The sequence below is a fragment of the Gallaecimonas sp. GXIMD4217 genome (assembly GCF_038087665.1).
Lineage (GTDB): Bacteria > Pseudomonadota > Gammaproteobacteria > Enterobacterales > Gallaecimonadaceae > Gallaecimonas.
In genome coordinates this window covers 405,967-420,316 of the sequence record NZ_CP149925.1, presented here as the reverse complement: position 1 = coordinate 420,316, position 14,350 = coordinate 405,967, and the positions used below count along the sequence as shown (strand labels likewise).

Annotated in this window: 15 protein-coding genes and 3 tRNA genes; 12 read left to right on the top strand and 6 right to left on the bottom strand. The window is 63.2% G+C overall.

Translation table 11 applies throughout. From position 1 onward, the window contains the following. Positions 1-25: 25 nt before the first annotated feature. The 5 genes from WDB71_RS02120 (at position 26) to chrA (ending at position 5,478) form a co-directional block, all read left to right on the top strand. Complete coding sequence (locus WDB71_RS02120; RefSeq protein WP_341503001.1) at positions 26-616, top strand: XTP/dITP diphosphatase; 591 nt, start codon at positions 26-28, stop codon at positions 614-616. Beyond that, positions 616-1,764, top strand: a complete 1,149-nt coding sequence (gene hemW / locus WDB71_RS02115; protein ID WP_341503000.1) for a radical SAM family heme chaperone HemW — start codon at positions 616-618, stop codon at positions 1,762-1,764. Before WDB71_RS02120 ends, hemW begins: the two co-directional genes overlap by 1 nt. A gap of 73 nt (positions 1,765-1,837) precedes the next feature. Continuing rightward, the gene (locus WDB71_RS02110) at positions 1,838-3,664 is read left to right on the top strand and encodes a DUF885 domain-containing protein (protein WP_341502999.1); all 1,827 of its coding nucleotides are present in this window, start codon (positions 1,838-1,840) and stop codon (positions 3,662-3,664) included. Positions 3,665-3,817: 153 nt separating this feature from the next. Beyond that, positions 3,818-4,348 carry a hypothetical protein gene (locus WDB71_RS02105; protein ID WP_341502998.1) on the top strand — a complete coding sequence of 177 codons (531 nt, stop codon included), beginning with the start codon at positions 3,818-3,820 and terminating at the stop codon, positions 4,346-4,348. Next, the gene (gene chrA / locus WDB71_RS02100) at positions 4,345-5,478 is read left to right on the top strand and encodes a chromate efflux transporter (protein WP_341502997.1); all 1,134 of its coding nucleotides are present in this window, start codon (positions 4,345-4,347) and stop codon (positions 5,476-5,478) included. The genes WDB71_RS02105 and chrA overlap by 4 nt, the downstream gene beginning before the upstream one ends. Here chrA and WDB71_RS02095 read toward each other — a convergent pair. Then, on the bottom strand, positions 5,453-6,241 hold the full coding sequence (locus tag WDB71_RS02095; RefSeq protein WP_341502996.1) for a DUF2884 family protein: 789 nt from the start codon (positions 6,239-6,241) through the stop codon (positions 5,453-5,455). The genes chrA and WDB71_RS02095 overlap by 26 nt on opposite strands. Before the next feature lie 167 nt (positions 6,242-6,408). Continuing rightward, the gene (gene trmB, locus WDB71_RS02090) at positions 6,409-7,122 is read right to left on the bottom strand and encodes a tRNA (guanosine(46)-N7)-methyltransferase TrmB (RefSeq protein ID WP_341502995.1); all 714 of its coding nucleotides are present in this window, start codon (positions 7,120-7,122) and stop codon (positions 6,409-6,411) included. Positions 7,123-7,207: 85 nt separating this feature from the next. Between trmB and mutY the strand changes: the two genes are divergently transcribed. The 5 genes from mutY to WDB71_RS02065 all read left to right on the top strand — a co-directional run bounded on the left by mutY (position 7,208) and on the right by WDB71_RS02065 (position 8,843). Then, on the top strand, positions 7,208-8,254 hold the full coding sequence (gene mutY, locus WDB71_RS02085) for an A/G-specific adenine glycosylase (protein WP_341502994.1): 1,047 nt from the start codon (positions 7,208-7,210) through the stop codon (positions 8,252-8,254). Beyond that, positions 8,251-8,523 (top strand): oxidative damage protection protein, encoded by a 273-nt coding sequence (locus WDB71_RS02080; protein ID WP_341502993.1) that lies wholly within the window; start codon positions 8,251-8,253, stop codon positions 8,521-8,523. Before mutY ends, WDB71_RS02080 begins: the two co-directional genes overlap by 4 nt. A gap of 86 nt (positions 8,524-8,609) precedes the next feature. Then, a tRNA-Phe gene (locus WDB71_RS02075) sits at positions 8,610-8,685 on the top strand. 5 nt (positions 8,686-8,690) lie between these two features. Then, a tRNA-Thr gene (locus tag WDB71_RS02070) sits at positions 8,691-8,766 on the top strand. 1 nt (position 8,767) lies between these two features. Next, a tRNA-Phe gene (locus WDB71_RS02065) sits at positions 8,768-8,843 on the top strand. Positions 8,844-9,086: 243 nt separating this feature from the next. Here the strand turns inward: WDB71_RS02065 and WDB71_RS02060 are convergent. The 4 genes from WDB71_RS02060 to WDB71_RS02045 all read right to left on the bottom strand — a co-directional run bounded on the left by WDB71_RS02060 (position 9,087) and on the right by WDB71_RS02045 (position 12,190). Next, positions 9,087-9,509, bottom strand: coding sequence for a hypothetical protein (locus WDB71_RS02060; protein ID WP_341502992.1), 423 nt, complete (start codon positions 9,507-9,509; stop codon positions 9,087-9,089). A 41-nt stretch (positions 9,510-9,550) separates the two neighbouring features. Further along, positions 9,551-10,051, bottom strand: a complete 501-nt coding sequence (locus WDB71_RS02055) for a prolyl-tRNA synthetase associated domain-containing protein (protein WP_341502991.1) — start codon at positions 10,049-10,051, stop codon at positions 9,551-9,553. Positions 10,052-10,112: 61 nt separating this feature from the next. Beyond that, positions 10,113-10,868 carry a slipin family protein gene (locus WDB71_RS02050; protein ID WP_341502990.1) on the bottom strand — a complete coding sequence of 252 codons (756 nt, stop codon included), beginning with the start codon at positions 10,866-10,868 and terminating at the stop codon, positions 10,113-10,115. After that, complete coding sequence (locus WDB71_RS02045) at positions 10,865-12,190, bottom strand: nodulation protein NfeD (RefSeq protein ID WP_341502989.1); 1,326 nt, start codon at positions 12,188-12,190, stop codon at positions 10,865-10,867. The genes WDB71_RS02050 and WDB71_RS02045 overlap by 4 nt, the downstream gene beginning before the upstream one ends. 225 nt (positions 12,191-12,415) lie before the next feature. Between WDB71_RS02045 and WDB71_RS02040 the strand changes: the two genes are divergently transcribed. After that, positions 12,416-12,928, top strand: a complete 513-nt coding sequence (locus WDB71_RS02040; protein ID WP_341502988.1) for a PH domain-containing protein — start codon at positions 12,416-12,418, stop codon at positions 12,926-12,928. A 1-nt stretch (position 12,929) separates the two neighbouring features. Continuing rightward, a complete protein-coding gene (locus tag WDB71_RS02035; RefSeq protein ID WP_341502987.1) occupies positions 12,930-14,345 on the top strand; it encodes a PH domain-containing protein in 1,416 nt (471 codons plus the stop codon). Positions 14,346-14,350 lie beyond the last annotated feature (5 nt).

The following is a 14,350-nucleotide window of genomic DNA, read 5'->3' as shown; positions in this document are numbered from 1 at the left end:
CATGGCGCCCCCTGAAGGAGGCGCCATGACCAAGATTGTTCTCGCCACCGGCAACGCCGGTAAAGTCCGGGAGCTGGCAGCCCTGCTGGCCCCGCTCAACCTGGATGTATCCGCCCAAAGCGATTTCGACGTGCCCGAAGCCGAGGAAACCGGCACCACCTTCGTTGAAAACGCCATCATCAAGGCCCGCAACGCGGCCCGGGTAACAGGCCTGCCGGCCATCGCCGACGATTCCGGCCTGGTGGTGGACGCCCTTGGCGGCGCCCCCGGCATCTACTCTTCCCGCTTTGCCGGCGTTGATGCTAGCGATGCCGACAATATCGACAAGCTGCTGGCCGAGCTGGCCGACGTGCCGGAAGCGGCCCGTAGCGCCCGCTTCGTCTGCACCCTGGTCTACCTGCGCCACGCCGACGACCCCACCCCCATCATCTGCCAGGGCAGCTGGGAAGGCCATATCACCAGGGAGCGCAGCGGCCGTGAGGGCTTCGGCTATGACCCGGTGTTCTTCGCCCCGGAGGTGAACAAGACCGCCGCCGAACTCAGCAAGGATGAGAAAAACCAGCTCAGCCACAGGGGCAAGGCCCTGAGCATGCTGGTCGGGGAGCTCAAGGCCTGATGCTGACCTTGCCGCCCCTGTCGCTTTACGTGCACATTCCCTGGTGCGTGCAGAAGTGCCCCTATTGCGACTTCAACTCCCATGCCCTCAGGGGCGGCATACCGGAAGAGGACTATGTGGAGGCCCTGTTGGCAGACCTGCAGGCGGATCTGCACCACGTGCAGGGCCGGCAGCTGCACAGCATCTTCATCGGTGGCGGCACCCCCAGCCTGTTTTCCGCCGAGGCCATCGCCAGGCTGCTCCGGGGCATAGCGGCGCGCATTCCCTTTGCCGACGATATCGAGATCACCCTGGAAGCCAACCCGGGCACCGTAGAGGCGGACAAGTTCGCCGGCTTTGCCCGGGCCGGGGTCAATCGCCTGTCCATCGGCGTGCAGAGCCTGCAGCCGGACAAGCTGGCGGCCCTGGGCCGCATCCATGGCCCGGCCGAGGCCATCCGCGCCGCCGAGCTGGCCCATGGCTGCGGCGTCAACAGCTTCAACCTGGATCTGATGCATGGCCTGCCCGGCCAGAGCCTGGATGATGCCCTGTCTGATCTGCGCCGGGCCATCGCCTGCAACCCCCAGCACCTGTCCTGGTACCAGCTCACCATAGAGCCCAATACCCTGTTCGCTTCCAAACCGCCGGTGCTGCCGGAGGACGAAACCCTCTGGGCCATCCAGGAGGCCGGCCACGCCCTGTTGCTGGAGGCGGGCTACCGTCAGTACGAGATTTCCGCCTATGCCAAGCCCGGCTTCGAGGCCCGCCACAACCTCAACTACTGGCATTTCGGCGATTACCTGGGCATCGGCTGTGGCGCCCATGGCAAGATCAGCCATCCCCTGAGCGGCCGGATCTACCGGACCGTCAAGGTCAAGCATCCCAAGGGCTACCTGGATCCCGACCAGCCCTATCTGTTCGACTGCAGCCAGGTGGAGCTTGAGGACAGGCCTTTCGAATACTTCATGAACCGGCTGCGGCTGTTCCGGCCGGTGCCCAAGGCCGAGTTTTCCGCCCGCACCGGACTGGCCCCGCAGCAGGTTCAGGCCTTCCTGGCCGATGCCGTACGCTTGGGGCTGATCGGTGAAGACGACAGCGCCTGGCGCGTCACCGAACAGGGCCACCGCTACCTCAACCAGCTGCTGGCCATGCTACTGGACGCCGATTAGCGGCGACGAGCAAGGTTCCCGCCCGGGGCCACTGTGGTTACCATGGAAAAAAACAGACTCCAAGGTAGCCACCATGACACTACGCCAATCCGCCCTGGCCCTCGCCCTCACCGCCGCCCTGGCCGGCTGTGCCCAGCACGGCCAAGCCCCCGAGGGACAAGGCGCCCCTGTAGCGCAGCAGGCCGAAGCCAACGCCCTGGCCAGCCGGCTCTTCGATACTTATTTCGAACAGGAAGCCGCCCACAGCCCCATGATGCTGACCGGCCTGGGCCGCAAGGACAGGTATGACGAATGGGACGACCTGTCCGCCGAAGCCCACCAGGCCGGCATCGACCGGGCCAGGGCCATGCTGGCCAGGCTCGAGGCCCTGGACGAGGGCCTGCTCGACGACCAGAACAGGCTCAGCCTGACGCTGCTGCGCCAGGATCTGGAAGACAGCATCCGAGACAGCCGCTGGCGCGAGCACGGCTACCCGGTCAACCAGATGTATGGCTGGCACTCCATGCCGGTGGCCTTCCTGATCAACCAGCACCGCATCGACAGCGAGTCCGACGCCTGGGCCTATATCCAGCGCCTGCGCCGGCTGCCCGCGCTGCTGGCCCAGGTGGAAACCCAGCTCAGCGAGCGTGCCGACAAGGGCATCATTGCCCCGGCCTTCGTCTTCGAACACGTGCTTCGCGACATCGACAACATCACCGGCGGCCGCCCCTTCGACGATGCCGACAAGGCCTCGACCCTGCTGGCCGACTTCCACGGCAAGGTGGAAAAGGCCGGGCTGGCCAACGGCGAGCAACTGGTCAACGAGGCCAGCGAAGCCCTGCGCACCCAGGTGGCGCCGGCCTATGCCGCCCTCAAGAAGACGGTCCAGGCCGTAGCCGCCAGGGCCGACAGTCGCGACGGCGCCTGGAAGCTGCCGGACGGCGACGCTTACTACCAGGCCCGCCTCAGGGAAATGACCACCACCGAGCTGAGCGCAGAGCAGATCCACCGGCTGGGCCTGGAGCAGGTCGAGCGTATCCACGGCGAGATGAAGGCCATCAAGGACAAGGTGGGCTTCAAGGGCGATCTCAAGGCCTTCTTCGAATTCATGCGCAGCGACGATCGCTTCTACTACCCCAACACCGAAGCCGGCCGCCAGCGCTACCTGAAGGAAGCCACTGCCCTGATCGACAACATGAAGGGCCGCCTGGACGAGCTGTTCGGGGTCAAGCCCAGGGCCGATCTGGTGGTCAAGGCGGTGGAAGCCTTCCGTGAGCGCAGCGCCGGCAAGGCCTTCTACCAGCAGCCGGCCCCGGACGGCTCCCGTCCCGGCTACTACTACGCCAACCTCTACAACATGAAGGACATGCCCATCTACCAGATGGAGGCCCTGGCCTACCACGAGGGCATTCCCGGCCACCACATGCAGATCGCCATCGCCCAGGAGCTGCAGGGCATCCCCAAATTCCGCCGCTTCGGTGGCTACACCGCCTATATCGAGGGCTGGGGCCTGTATTCCGAGGAGATCCCCAAGGAGATCGGCCTCTACCAGGATCCCTACTCCGATTTCGGCCGCCTGGCCATGGAGCTGTGGCGGGCCTGCCGCCTGGTGGTGGACACCGGCATCCACGCCAAGAAGTGGAGCCGCGAGCAGGCCATCCGCTACCTGCTGGACAACACCCCCAACCCGGAAGGTGACGCCGTCAAGGCCATAGAGCGCTATATCGTCATGCCGGGCCAGGCCACCGCCTATATGGTCGGCAAGCTGCATATCAAGCAGCTCAGGGCCAAGGCCGAAGCCGAGCTCGGCGATGATTTCGACATCCGCGCCTTCCACGACGTGATACTGGCCAAGGGCCCGCTGCCGCTTAACGTGCTCAGCCGGCAGGTAGAGGACTGGATCGCCGCCGTTAAGGGTTGATTCAGCTCCTTTTTACCGGGACACTAAGGGCGCTCCAGAAGGAGCGCTTTTTTCTAACAGAAGGAGTTTGTTATGCCTGGAACAGGACAAACAGGAAACCAAGGCGGTGGTAACGGCGGCGGTACCGACGAAACCGATAAGAAGTAACAACTGATGTTAGACGGCCTCGGTCCCTACGACGTTATCGCTCTGTTCAATCAGTCCGCTGTGCTGTTGATAGCGGCGGCCTTTGCGTTTGCCAGGACTGGGCGCCGTCTTGTTGGCATCATACTGCTCAACTACCTTATCTACTTCCTCGGCACCTGGTTGATGACCACACAGGTAGGCTCCCACCTGTATACCAATCCCCCTGGCAGCCTCTATTACGTGGTTCAGGCCGCCCGCGAGGTCATCATCTTCGCCTTTCTGCTGGATGCCCTCATTCAGGATCGCCATAGCAGGCGGGGTTACCTCTGCTACCTCCTCGTCATCCTGATCTCGATGACCGCCAATGTTTCCCTGTCCATTGCCGTCATCACGGAAGACCCGGATACAGCCATTGCCGCAGGCAACGGCTTCCGCCTGGTGCACTTCTATATCATGCAGGCCATCCCCCTGTGCGAGGTACTGATCGCCTGGCTGGCCAGCGACAACTTCCTTTCAAGACGGCTAGTTCCCAACAGAGCAAACAGAGTACAGGCATGACCTCGCTGTTCATCGAATTTTTCAAGCTGGGGCTGATCGCCTTCGGCGGCCCCGCGGCCCATATCGGCTACTTCCAACAGACCTTCGTCCACAAGCTGGGCTGGCTGAGCCAGAAACGTTTTGCCGAGCTGATGGCCCTGTGCCAGCTGCTGCCCGGCCCCACCTCCAGCCAGGTGGGCATGGCCATAGGCCGGGAAAGAGCCGGCTGGCCCGGCGCCCTGTTGGCCTTCGTCGCCTTTACCCTGCCCTCGGCGGCGCTGATGATCGGCGCCGGCCTCGGCCTGGGCTGGCTGCTGGACTGGTCCTACAGTGGTGGCGTGATCCACGGCCTCAAGCTGCTGGCGGTGCTGGTGGTGGGACAGGCGGTATGGACCATGGCCAGGAGCCTGCTGCCGGACCGTGCCACCAGGACCCTGGCCCTGGTGATCCTGGCGCTGCTGCTCCTGCTGGCAAACGGTGGCCAACTCTGGCTGCTACTGGCCGCCGCCGTCTTCGGCGCCATCGCCCTGCGGCCACTGCCGGACGACGTCGAGGAACAGCCAGGCGTCACCGGTGGCCTTTGGCGCCTGCCCACGGCCATTGGCCTGCTGACCCTGCTCAGCCTGCTGCCCTGGCAGGGCCTCGGGGAGCTGGTACGTACCGGCAGCCTGGTATTTGGCGGCGGCCATGTGGTGCTGCCGCTGCTGGAAGAAACCGAACTGGTGCGCGGCGGCATGAGCGAGCAGGGCTTTTTGGCCGGCTATGGCCTGGCCCAGGCCATGCCCGGCCCCCTGTTCAGTTTTGCCGGCTTTATCGGTGCCGGCTCCACCCTGGGCCCTGGCGGCATCCAAGGCGGTCTGTTGGCACTGGCGGCCATCTATCTGCCGTCCTTCGTGCTGCTGTGGGGGGTATTGCCCACCTGGCAACGCCTTCGCCACCTGAACTGGCTGCAGGGTGCCATTCGCGGCGCCAATGCCGCCGTGATCGCCATACTGGCAGCCATCTTTTATGACCCGCTCTGGACCAGCTCGGTCACGGATCCCAAAAGCGGCGCCCTGCTGGTGCTGGGCGCCGCCTTGATGCTGGTGTGGCGTTTGCCGGTGTGGGCCATGGTGGCCCTGGCCGTTACTGCTGGTGCTCTGTTTCTTTGAGGCTGATAAGGTCCAGCTCCCAGCCGGGGATGCTGGCACGCAGGGCCTCTTCCTGATCGTTTAGGGCCACAAAGCGGGTGCAGAGCGCCTCGGCCTTTTCCTCCAGGAACTGGCCTTCCCGCTCGGCCCGCTCCTCGATGAGTTCGGCCTTGGCCTCCATCTCGGCGGCCCAGGCTTCCATGCGCTCTTCGAAGCTGCCCTCGCCATTCATCATGGCCTGGCCCATCACCATCAGCACCGAGCCCAGGGAGGAAGTGACGGTTTCCTCGATCTGCTGTTCAAACTCCTCGTCGAAGAAGTTTTCCATCTCCTCTTCCCAGTCGCCGGCCTTGAGCTGCCAGTAGTCACCGTCCTGGAACACCTGCTCGCGCACCTTGTCGCCGGCCTGCTCCAGGGTCTGCTGCAGTTGCTGACCGAATTCCACGCCCAGTATTTCGGTAAGCACTTCCCCGCTGATCTCGCCGGCAAACTTCAGCGCCTCGGCGGTCAGCTCGCCTATGTCACCCACACCCTGGTGCAGATCACGGGTGAAGTTGTCCAGCTGTTGCCGCTGCTGGCGGCTCAGCTCAACCTCGTCACCGTCGATATGGAGATGGCCGTCGATGTAGCTCATCAGCGGCTTTTGCTGGTCGGTGATGAAGAAGCTGCTCTCGCCAACCTTGAGATCGTGCTCCAACTCCAGGTTGCAGTCGTTGTCAACGGAGACGTGGGCGAAGGCGCTGCTGCTGAGCAGGACGGACAGGGCGATAAGGGACTTTTTCATGGGGCTCTCCATGGCGATTAAGTTGATACCCCTTAGCCGTAACAAGGCCCGTGCCAACTTAAAAATAGCTTTATAATCAATAGGAAGGCATTCGACGCGACATCCAACTTGGTTTTTCTCACCAACAAGTGGTGAAAAAAAACGGAGGCCGATGCCTCCGCTTGTGCTTATTCAACTCGTTCGAACTTGAGGTCCCAGACCCCGTGGCCCAGCCTGTGGCCGCGCTGCTCGAACTTGGTCAGGGGCCGCTCCTTTGGGCGCGGCACATAGTCGCCGCTGGGCGACTGGTTCCTGTAACCAGGCGCTGCCGACATCACTTCCAGCATGTGTTCGGCATAGTTTTCCCAGTCGGTGGCCATATGGAAGACACCGCCGATCTTGAGCTTCTTGCGGATGGCCTCCACGAAGTGGGGCTGGACTATGCGGCGCTTGTGGTGGCGCTTCTTGTGCCAGGGATCGGGGAAGAACAGCTGCACTGTGCTGAGGCTGCCGTCGGCAATGCAGTCTTCCAATACTTCCACGGCGTCGTGTTCGAACACCCTCAGGTTGGAGACCCCGGCTTCTTCCGCCGCCATCAGGCAGGCGCCAACACCGGGCTTGTGCACCTCGATGCCGATGAAGTCCTTCTCGGGGGCGGCGGCGGCCATCTCCACCAGGCTCTTGCCCATGCCGAAACCGATTTCCAGCACCACGGGCGCCTGCCGGCCAAAGACCTTGTCCAGATCCAGCATGCCCATGCCATGCTCCAGACCCATGGTCGGCCAGTGCAGCTCCAGCGCCCGTTCCTGGCCCTTGGTCAGACGGCCCTCACGGCGGACGAAGCTACGGATCTTGCGCAGGTATTTTTCACCCGTGTTTTCGGTGTTGTGCTGGTCGCTCATGGCTCTTTCTGGGTCTCCAATGGTGAAGGGCTGGGCATTATCGCTACAATAGACCCCCTTTGCCAGATCTGAAGCCCCGTACATCATGAGCCAGTCCTTTTCCGACAAAGTGGTGCTCTGGTATCACCAGTATGGCCGCAAGACCCTGCCCTGGCAGCACGACAAGACCCCCTACCGGGTCTGGGTGTCGGAGATCATGCTGCAGCAGACCCAGGTGGCGACGGTGATCCCCTATTACCAACGCTTTATGGCCCGCTTTCCGGATGTCACCGCCCTGGCCGACGCCCCCCAGGACGAGGTGCTGCATCACTGGACGGGGCTGGGCTACTACGCCCGGGCCAGGAACCTGCACAAGGCCGCCCAGGTGATCCGAGACCGTTACCAGGGCCGCTTTCCCACCGGCCTGGACGAGGTCCAGGCCCTGCCCGGCATCGGCCGTTCCACGGCCGGCGCCATACTGTCGCTGTCGTTGGGCCAGCCCCACCCCATCCTGGACGGCAACGTCAAAAGGGTGCTGGCCCGCAGCTTCGCCGTGCCGGGCTGGCCCGGGCAGAAGAAGGTCCAGGACGAACTCTGGGCGCTGACCGAGTCGGTCACCCCCAAGGACGAGATCCAGGCCTTCAACCAGGCCATGATGGATCTGGGCGCCATGATCTGCACCCGCAGCAAGCCGCTGTGCGAGCAGTGCCCGCTGGAAGACGACTGCCTGGCCAGGGCCCAGGGCAATCCCCAGGATTACCCGGGCAAGAAGCCCAAGAAGACGCTGCCGGTCAGGGAAAGCACCCTGCTGCTGCTGAAGAACGACGACAGGGTACTGCTCTACCAGCGGCCGCCGACCGGGCTCTGGGGGGGGCTCTGGTGTTTTCCCGAGGCCAAGGAGGACATATCCGGACAGCTGCAGGCCCTGGGCCTGGCCTCGCTGGGCGAGACCGAACTCGACACCTTCCGGCACACCTTCAGCCATTTCCACCTGGAGATCAGCCCGCTTTTGATCGAGGTCGAAACCAGTGGCACGCGCCTCATGGAAGGGGCCGGGGAGCTCTGGTATAACTTGTCCCAACCGCAGACCGTGGGCCTGGCAGCGCCTACGGAGAAATTGCTATCTCAGCTGGCAGCCAAGGAGCCGATATGAGCCGTACCGTACATTGCGTCTTCCTCGACAAAGAAGCCGAGGGCCTGGACTTTCAACTCTATCCCGGTGAACTGGGCAAGCGCATCTTCGACAGCATCTCCAAGGAAGCCTGGGCCCAGTGGCAGTCCAAGCAGACCATGCTGATCAACGAAAAGAAGCTGAACATGATGGATCCCGAGCACCGCAAATTCCTGGAGGAGCAGATGGTGGCCTTCCTGTTCGAGAAGAAGGACGTGGAAATAGAGGGTTATACCCCGCCCGAGGCCTGAGTTGCTCAGGCTTTGAGCAAACAGTTCACTTCGGTGGAAACGGCTGTTGACTTGCCCAGGGAAAAACTATTTAATTAGCGCCCGTCGCCCAGATAGCTCAGTTGGTAGAGCAGGGGATTGAAAATCCCCGTGTCCGTGGTTCGATTCCGCGTCTGGGCACCATTTTTGCCGGCTTAGCTCAGTTGGTAGAGCAACTGACTTGTAATCAGTAGGTCACCAGTTCGACTCCGGTAGCCGGCACCATGCCCCGATAGCTCAGTTGGTAGAGCAGCGGATTGAAAATCCGCGTGTCGCTGGTTCGACTCCGGCTCGGGGCACCATATCCTAAGCCCCCGTTTTTACGGGGGTTTTTCTTTTTCTGAGTCCCTGTCTTCCGCCCGTTCTTGGCCGCGCCGCACCCTCCCCCACTGCGATTTTCACCCCGCCAACTTGTCCGACCTGTAGCCCCGAAAACCTCTAGAGTAATTACTCTGTAGAATATCCTGTAGAATATAATCGCCCTTTGGGCACGAAAAAGCCGCCCGAAGGCGGCCTGTCGTATGCAGCGAAAGTGAATGGTTATGCTATTGCGACGGCTCCTCCCAGGGCAGCAGCGGGTCAATATTCCAGGTGGTGTAGATCTTGAACCCCTCCGGCCCGGCGTCCAGGTGGACGGCGAAGATCGGCCGCCCGTCCCAGGAGTAAGTATCTTCCTGGTGCAGGTGCTCCGGCCCGTTGGCGTAACGGTGGCTCGCCACCGACACCCGCTGCTTGGCGGCAGCGATCTCCTCTTTTGTGCTCACCGGCACCTTGGCCAAGTTCACCAGGAAATGGGCGATGTTGTCCTGGGCGAGGTTGGTCTTAACGCGAGTCAGCCAAACGGCCGTGCTCTCGGTCAGGTGGGTGCGGTACTTCTTGCCCTCCACATCCACCTCGTATATCTCCGGCCACTCGTCCACGCAGACCCCGGGGGGCCCGCATTCGTAGCCTGCGCGTTTCTCAGTCACGGTTCATCTCTGCACTTGCCTTCAAGTGAGATTAGATGGACTTACCGGCCCTTGCCCTGTTTTGCACCGGGCACCTCCAGCACCAGGGGCTTATGGCCCAGATGCTCGCAGAACCTCAGCAGACCCGATTTGGGCAACACCAGGGTCACCGTGTTGACCAGGGGGTGGCACTGGAACTCCTCGGCCTGCCAAATCTCCTCATCCAGCCACAGCTCAACCTGCCGGGCGCTGTCGTTGACCAGGGCCAGCAGCGATACAGAGCCGGGCTTGACCCCCAGGTACTTCTCCAGCCGCTCGTTGGAAGCGAAGCCCAGCCGCGAAATGCCCAGCTGCCTGGACAGCGCCTTGAGATCCACCGCCTTGTCATGGCGGGTCAGCAGCAGGAAGTGGCGACGGCCGTAGTTGTCACGCAGAAACAGGTTCTTGAGCCTGGTGCCGGACCTTTGCAGGCCCAGGCGGTCGGCCTCAAGGCAGTCATGCAGAGGCTGGTGCTCGTAGCGCTTGTAGGGGATCCCCAGGCGCTCTAGGAGGGATTCAATCACTTCAACGTTTCGAACGGCGGTTTGCCCCTACCCTACCCCAGGGCAGCTAGGCACTGAAGGCCTATTCCTTCTTTTTGCTGAAGGCCTGCATCAACTCCATGGGCAGCGGGAAGATGATGGTGGAGTTGTTCTCACCGGAGATCTCGGTGAGGGTCTGCAGGTAGCGGAGCTGGATGGCCTGGGGCTGTTTGGCCAGGGTTTCGGCGGCCTCAAGCAGCTTGCGGGAGGCCTCCAGTTCGCCATTGGCATGGATCACCTTAGCCCGCCTGACCCGCTCCGCCTCGGCCTGGCGGGCGATGGCGCGGATCATGGAATCATCCAGGTCCACGTGCTTGATCTCCACAGTGCTGACCTTGATGCCCCAGACATCGGTGCTGTTGTCGAGGATCCGCTGCAGGTCGGCATTCAGGGTCTCACGCTCCGCCAGCAGCTCGTCCAGCTCGTGCTGACCCAGCACCGAGCGCAGCGTGGTCTGGGCCAGCTGGCTGGTGGCCTCCAGGTAGTTTTCCACGTTGATGATGGCCTTCTGGGGGTCGATGACCCGGAAGTAGAGCACCGCATTGACCTTGATGGTGACGTTGTCCCTGGAGATCACGTCCTGGGTGGGCACGTCCATGGTGACGGTGCGCAGATCAACCCGCACGATCTGCTGCACGAAGGGCACCACTATGATGAGGCCGGGCCCCTTGACCTTGTAGAAGCGTCCCAGCAGGAAGATCACGCCCCGCTCGTATTCCCGCAGAATGCGGAACATGCTCATGATCAGGCTGACCACGAAGATGATCAGCAATAGGGGAAAATAACCAACGGGGATCATGACAAACCCTCCTCATTATTCTTGGCGCTCACGTTCAGGGTCAGCCCCTGAACACCCTCTATCCTGACCTTCTGCCCCGCCTGCAGCGGGACCGGAGAGCTGGCCAGCCAGCGCTCCCCGTTCATGAATACGGTCACCTGGCCGTCCTGGCTTTCCAGCACCACGGCCTCGCCCCCGACCAAGGATTCCAGGCCGGACACGGCCGCCCTGCGCCGCTGCCTGAGCAGCATGCGCACCACGATAAGCAGGAACAGCAGGGAGGTGACCGCAAAGGCGGCAATCAAGGGCCAGGCCACGCGATAAGCCTGGTCCGGGCTGTCGAACAGCAGTATCGAACCCAGCAGGAAGGCGATCAGCCCCCCGGCCCCCAGTATCCCGAAACTGGGCACCATGGCTTCGGCCAGCAGCAGCGCCAACCCGACCAGGATCAGGGCCAGGCCCGCATAGCTGATGGGCAGCATCTGGAAGGCCAGCAGCGCCAGCAGCAGGCAGATGGTGCCTATGGTGCCGGACACCCCGAACCCCGGGCTATAGAACTCCAGGATCAGCCCATAGATGCCGATCAGCATCAGTATGTAGGCAATGTTGGGATCCGTGATGGCAATGATGAAACGCTCCCGCCAGTCCGGCTCCCTGTCGGACGCCACCAGCCCCTGGCTCTGCAGCTGCCTGCTGCCGTCCGGCAGTTCCACTTCCAGGCCATCGAGCTGGGCCAGCAGGTCGCCTTCATCCCTGGCCAGGATCTCGATGACCTTTTGCTCCAAGGCCTCGGCGGCGGTCAGGGTGGCGGCATTGCGCACCGCCTCCTCCGCCCATTCCACGTTGCGGCCACGCAGCTCGGCCAGCGAGCGTATATAGGAGATGGCGTCGTTGAGCTGCTTGCGGGCCAGGGTCTTCTGGTTCTCGCTTTCCTTCTGCTCCTCCCCGCCCTGGCCCGGGCTGCCGATCTGCACCGGACTGGCCGCTCCCAGATGGGTGGCCGGGGCCATGGCCGCCACATGGCTGGCGTAGATCATGAAGGTGCCGGCAGAGGCGGCCCTGGCTCCCTGGGGCGACACATAGATGACGATGGGTACCCTTGAGGCGAGGATGGCCTGGTTGATGTCGTGGGTCGCCGAGTAGAGGCCGCCCGGGGTGTCCAGGGCAACCAGCAGGAACTCGGGCGGCTCGGCCTGGGCGGCCGCTTCATCGATCTGGTTGATCAGGTAGTTGGCCGTGCCGGGACCTATGGCCCCCTTGATCTCCAGCCGCCAATAGCTGCCCTGGGCCCAGCATTGGCCGGCCAGTAACAGCAGCAGGAGGAGGCGGAGGCTTTTCAGCACGGCAACTGTCCACGGGAGTTGGTCCTAATAGCTTAGTTGATCCCGGAAAAGGCCATGGCATTAGCAACTTGTCAGGCAGCGGGGCTGCCCCTTTATCCGGCCGTCTTTGGCGTCCTGGCCAGGCGCGCCATAGCCAGTTCGAGCCCCTGGCGCGGCTTTTTTGCTTTGCTTCCCGAGCCCCCTTTGCCATCCTGCAAGTAAAGGAGCTGCAGTAAAGAGCACAGCATGGACACCTTCAGCAACCACAGTATCCATCCGGACAACCTGCCCCAGGCCGCCCTGGTCGAGGGTAATGCCGTCGATCCCAGGCTGGCGAAGCTGATGCAGGCCCCGCTGCTGCCCTTGATGGTTGCCGTCCCCGTGGCGGTGCTGCTGTTTACCCGCAACGCCCTGGCACTGTCCTGGCTGCAGGCCTTGCCCTGGTCGTTGCTGGCCCTGGTGCTGGTCCTAGCCATGGGCCGCTACCGCTGGCTCTGGGCCAGGCGGTTCCGCTATGCGCTGCGGGAGCACGACACCATGATCTGGTTCGGGCTCTGGTGGCGCCACCACAAGGTGGTGCCCAACTGCCGCCTCCAGCACCTGGCCATCGAGCAGGGCCCCCTGGAAAGGTATTTTGGCCTCAGCACCCTCAAGGGCTACAGCGCCGGCAGTGCCAGCGCCGAACTGCGCATCCCCGGCCTGACCCCGCAACAGGCCCAGGCCCTCAGGCAGCAGCTGCTGCTGAAGGTGGAGAGCTGACATGGCCTGGCAGCGGCTATCCCCCTGGGGCCTGGGCGTGGTATTCCTGGGGCAGTTGCGGCTGATGGTCCAGGCCCTGCCGGGGTTCATCGCCGCCGGCCTCTACGGGCCATGGGATCTCGGCACCCTGGGCCTGTGGGGATTGTCGGCTGGCCTGCCGCTGATGCTGGCCAGCAGCATCCTTGGCTGGTGGCTGTTCCGGTTCCGGCTGGACGGCAACAGGCTGCTGATCCGCAAGGGGCTGCTGTTCCGCGCCCACCTGGACATTCCCGCCAGCCGCATCCAGAACATCCAGATCAGCCAGCCGCTCTACCTGCGTCCCCTGTCCCTCTATAACCTGGAAGTCGAGACCGCCGGCGCCAAGGGCAAGGAAGCCACGCTGGTGGCCCTGCCCCTGGACCAGGCCAACCGCCTGAAACGGCAGCTGCTGGAAGGGGCAACGGCGCCCGTTCAGCAGGAGGCTTCCGCTCCCATGCTCAGCCGTAGTCTTGGGGATCTGGTCATTCACGGCATCTGCCATAACCACCTGGCCTGGCTGCTGGTGGTATTGGCACCCTTCTGGGACTACATCGACTGGAGCGGGATGACCATTTTCCGCCTGGATGATAGCCGCTTCTCCCCGGCCATGACGGCACTGGCGGTGGCCGGCTTCCTGCTGGCGTTGTTCCTCGTCTTCACCCTGCTGTCGGTGCTGGGCGCCGTGGTTCGCTACCACCCCTATGCCCTGCATCGGCATGACGGCATGCTCAGGCTCAGCGGCGGCCTGCTGACCCGGCACCAGGCCAGCCTCAAGCTCAGGCGACTACAGATCATCCGCCTCAGGTACAACCTGCTGTGCCGGCTGTTTGGGCGCTGGACCCTGGAGCTGGTCCAGGTCAAGGACGATCACCAGCAGGAGCAGGACGCCAGGGCCTCCATGGTGCTGCCGGCCCTCGAATACCAGCAGCTGCCCCATTACATGTCGTTGCTTGGCCATCGCCACCAGGTGCCGGAGGAGGCACGTGCCATCGACAGCCGCTACCTTTCCCGGACCGCCCTGCTGTGGCTGCTGCCCGCCCTGCCGACCCTGGCCACCCTGATGCAGATCACCGGCGGCAGCCAGCCCCTGCTGCTGTTGCCCCTGCTTTGGCTACTGGTGTGGCTGCGCTGGCGTCATTGGGGTTACCACCAGGAGGGACGGGATCTGTGGATCCGCAGCGGCCTGTTCGGTACCACCTGGACCCTTATCCCCGGCCCCAAGGTCCAGGCCGTACGCCTCAGCCAGTCCCCGGGGCAGATGAAACATGATCTGGCCAGTTTGCAGCTAAGCCTGGCCAGCGGTACCTTGACGCTGCCCTATATACCACTGAGGGTGGCCCAGCAGATCAGGGACAGGCTGATCTATGAGGCCGAGCGCCACCCCCACGACTGGTTGTGATCACA

Bases quoted from the DNA above. Each gene is read 5' to 3' on its own strand.
- hemW (WP_341503000.1), top strand. From the start codon at position 616: ATGCTGACCTTGCCGCCCCTGTCGCTTTACGTGCACATTCCCTGGTGC.
- mutY (WP_341502994.1), top strand. From the start codon at position 7,208: ATGAGCCAGTCCTTTTCCGACAAAGTGGTGCTCTGGTATCACCAGTAT.
- WDB71_RS02095 (WP_341502996.1), bottom strand. From the start codon at position 6,241: ATGAAAAAGTCCCTTATCGCCCTGTCCGTCCTGCTCAGCAGCAGCGCC.
- trmB (WP_341502995.1), bottom strand. From the start codon at position 7,122: ATGAGCGACCAGCACAACACCGAAAACACGGGTGAAAAATACCTGCGC.
- WDB71_RS02050 (WP_341502990.1), bottom strand. From the start codon at position 10,868: ATGATCCCCGTTGGTTATTTTCCCCTATTGCTGATCATCTTCGTGGTC.
- WDB71_RS02040 (WP_341502988.1), top strand. From the start codon at position 12,416: ATGGACACCTTCAGCAACCACAGTATCCATCCGGACAACCTGCCCCAG.
- WDB71_RS02120 (WP_341503001.1), top strand. From the start codon at position 26: ATGACCAAGATTGTTCTCGCCACCGGCAACGCCGGTAAAGTCCGGGAG.
- WDB71_RS02110 (WP_341502999.1), top strand. From the start codon at position 1,838: ATGACACTACGCCAATCCGCCCTGGCCCTCGCCCTCACCGCCGCCCTG.
- WDB71_RS02105 (WP_341502998.1), top strand. From the start codon at position 3,818: ATGTTAGACGGCCTCGGTCCCTACGACGTTATCGCTCTGTTCAATCAG.
- WDB71_RS02080 (WP_341502993.1), top strand. From the start codon at position 8,251: ATGAGCCGTACCGTACATTGCGTCTTCCTCGACAAAGAAGCCGAGGGC.
- chrA (WP_341502997.1), top strand. From the start codon at position 4,345: ATGACCTCGCTGTTCATCGAATTTTTCAAGCTGGGGCTGATCGCCTTC.
- WDB71_RS02035 (WP_341502987.1), top strand. From the start codon at position 12,930: ATGGCCTGGCAGCGGCTATCCCCCTGGGGCCTGGGCGTGGTATTCCTG.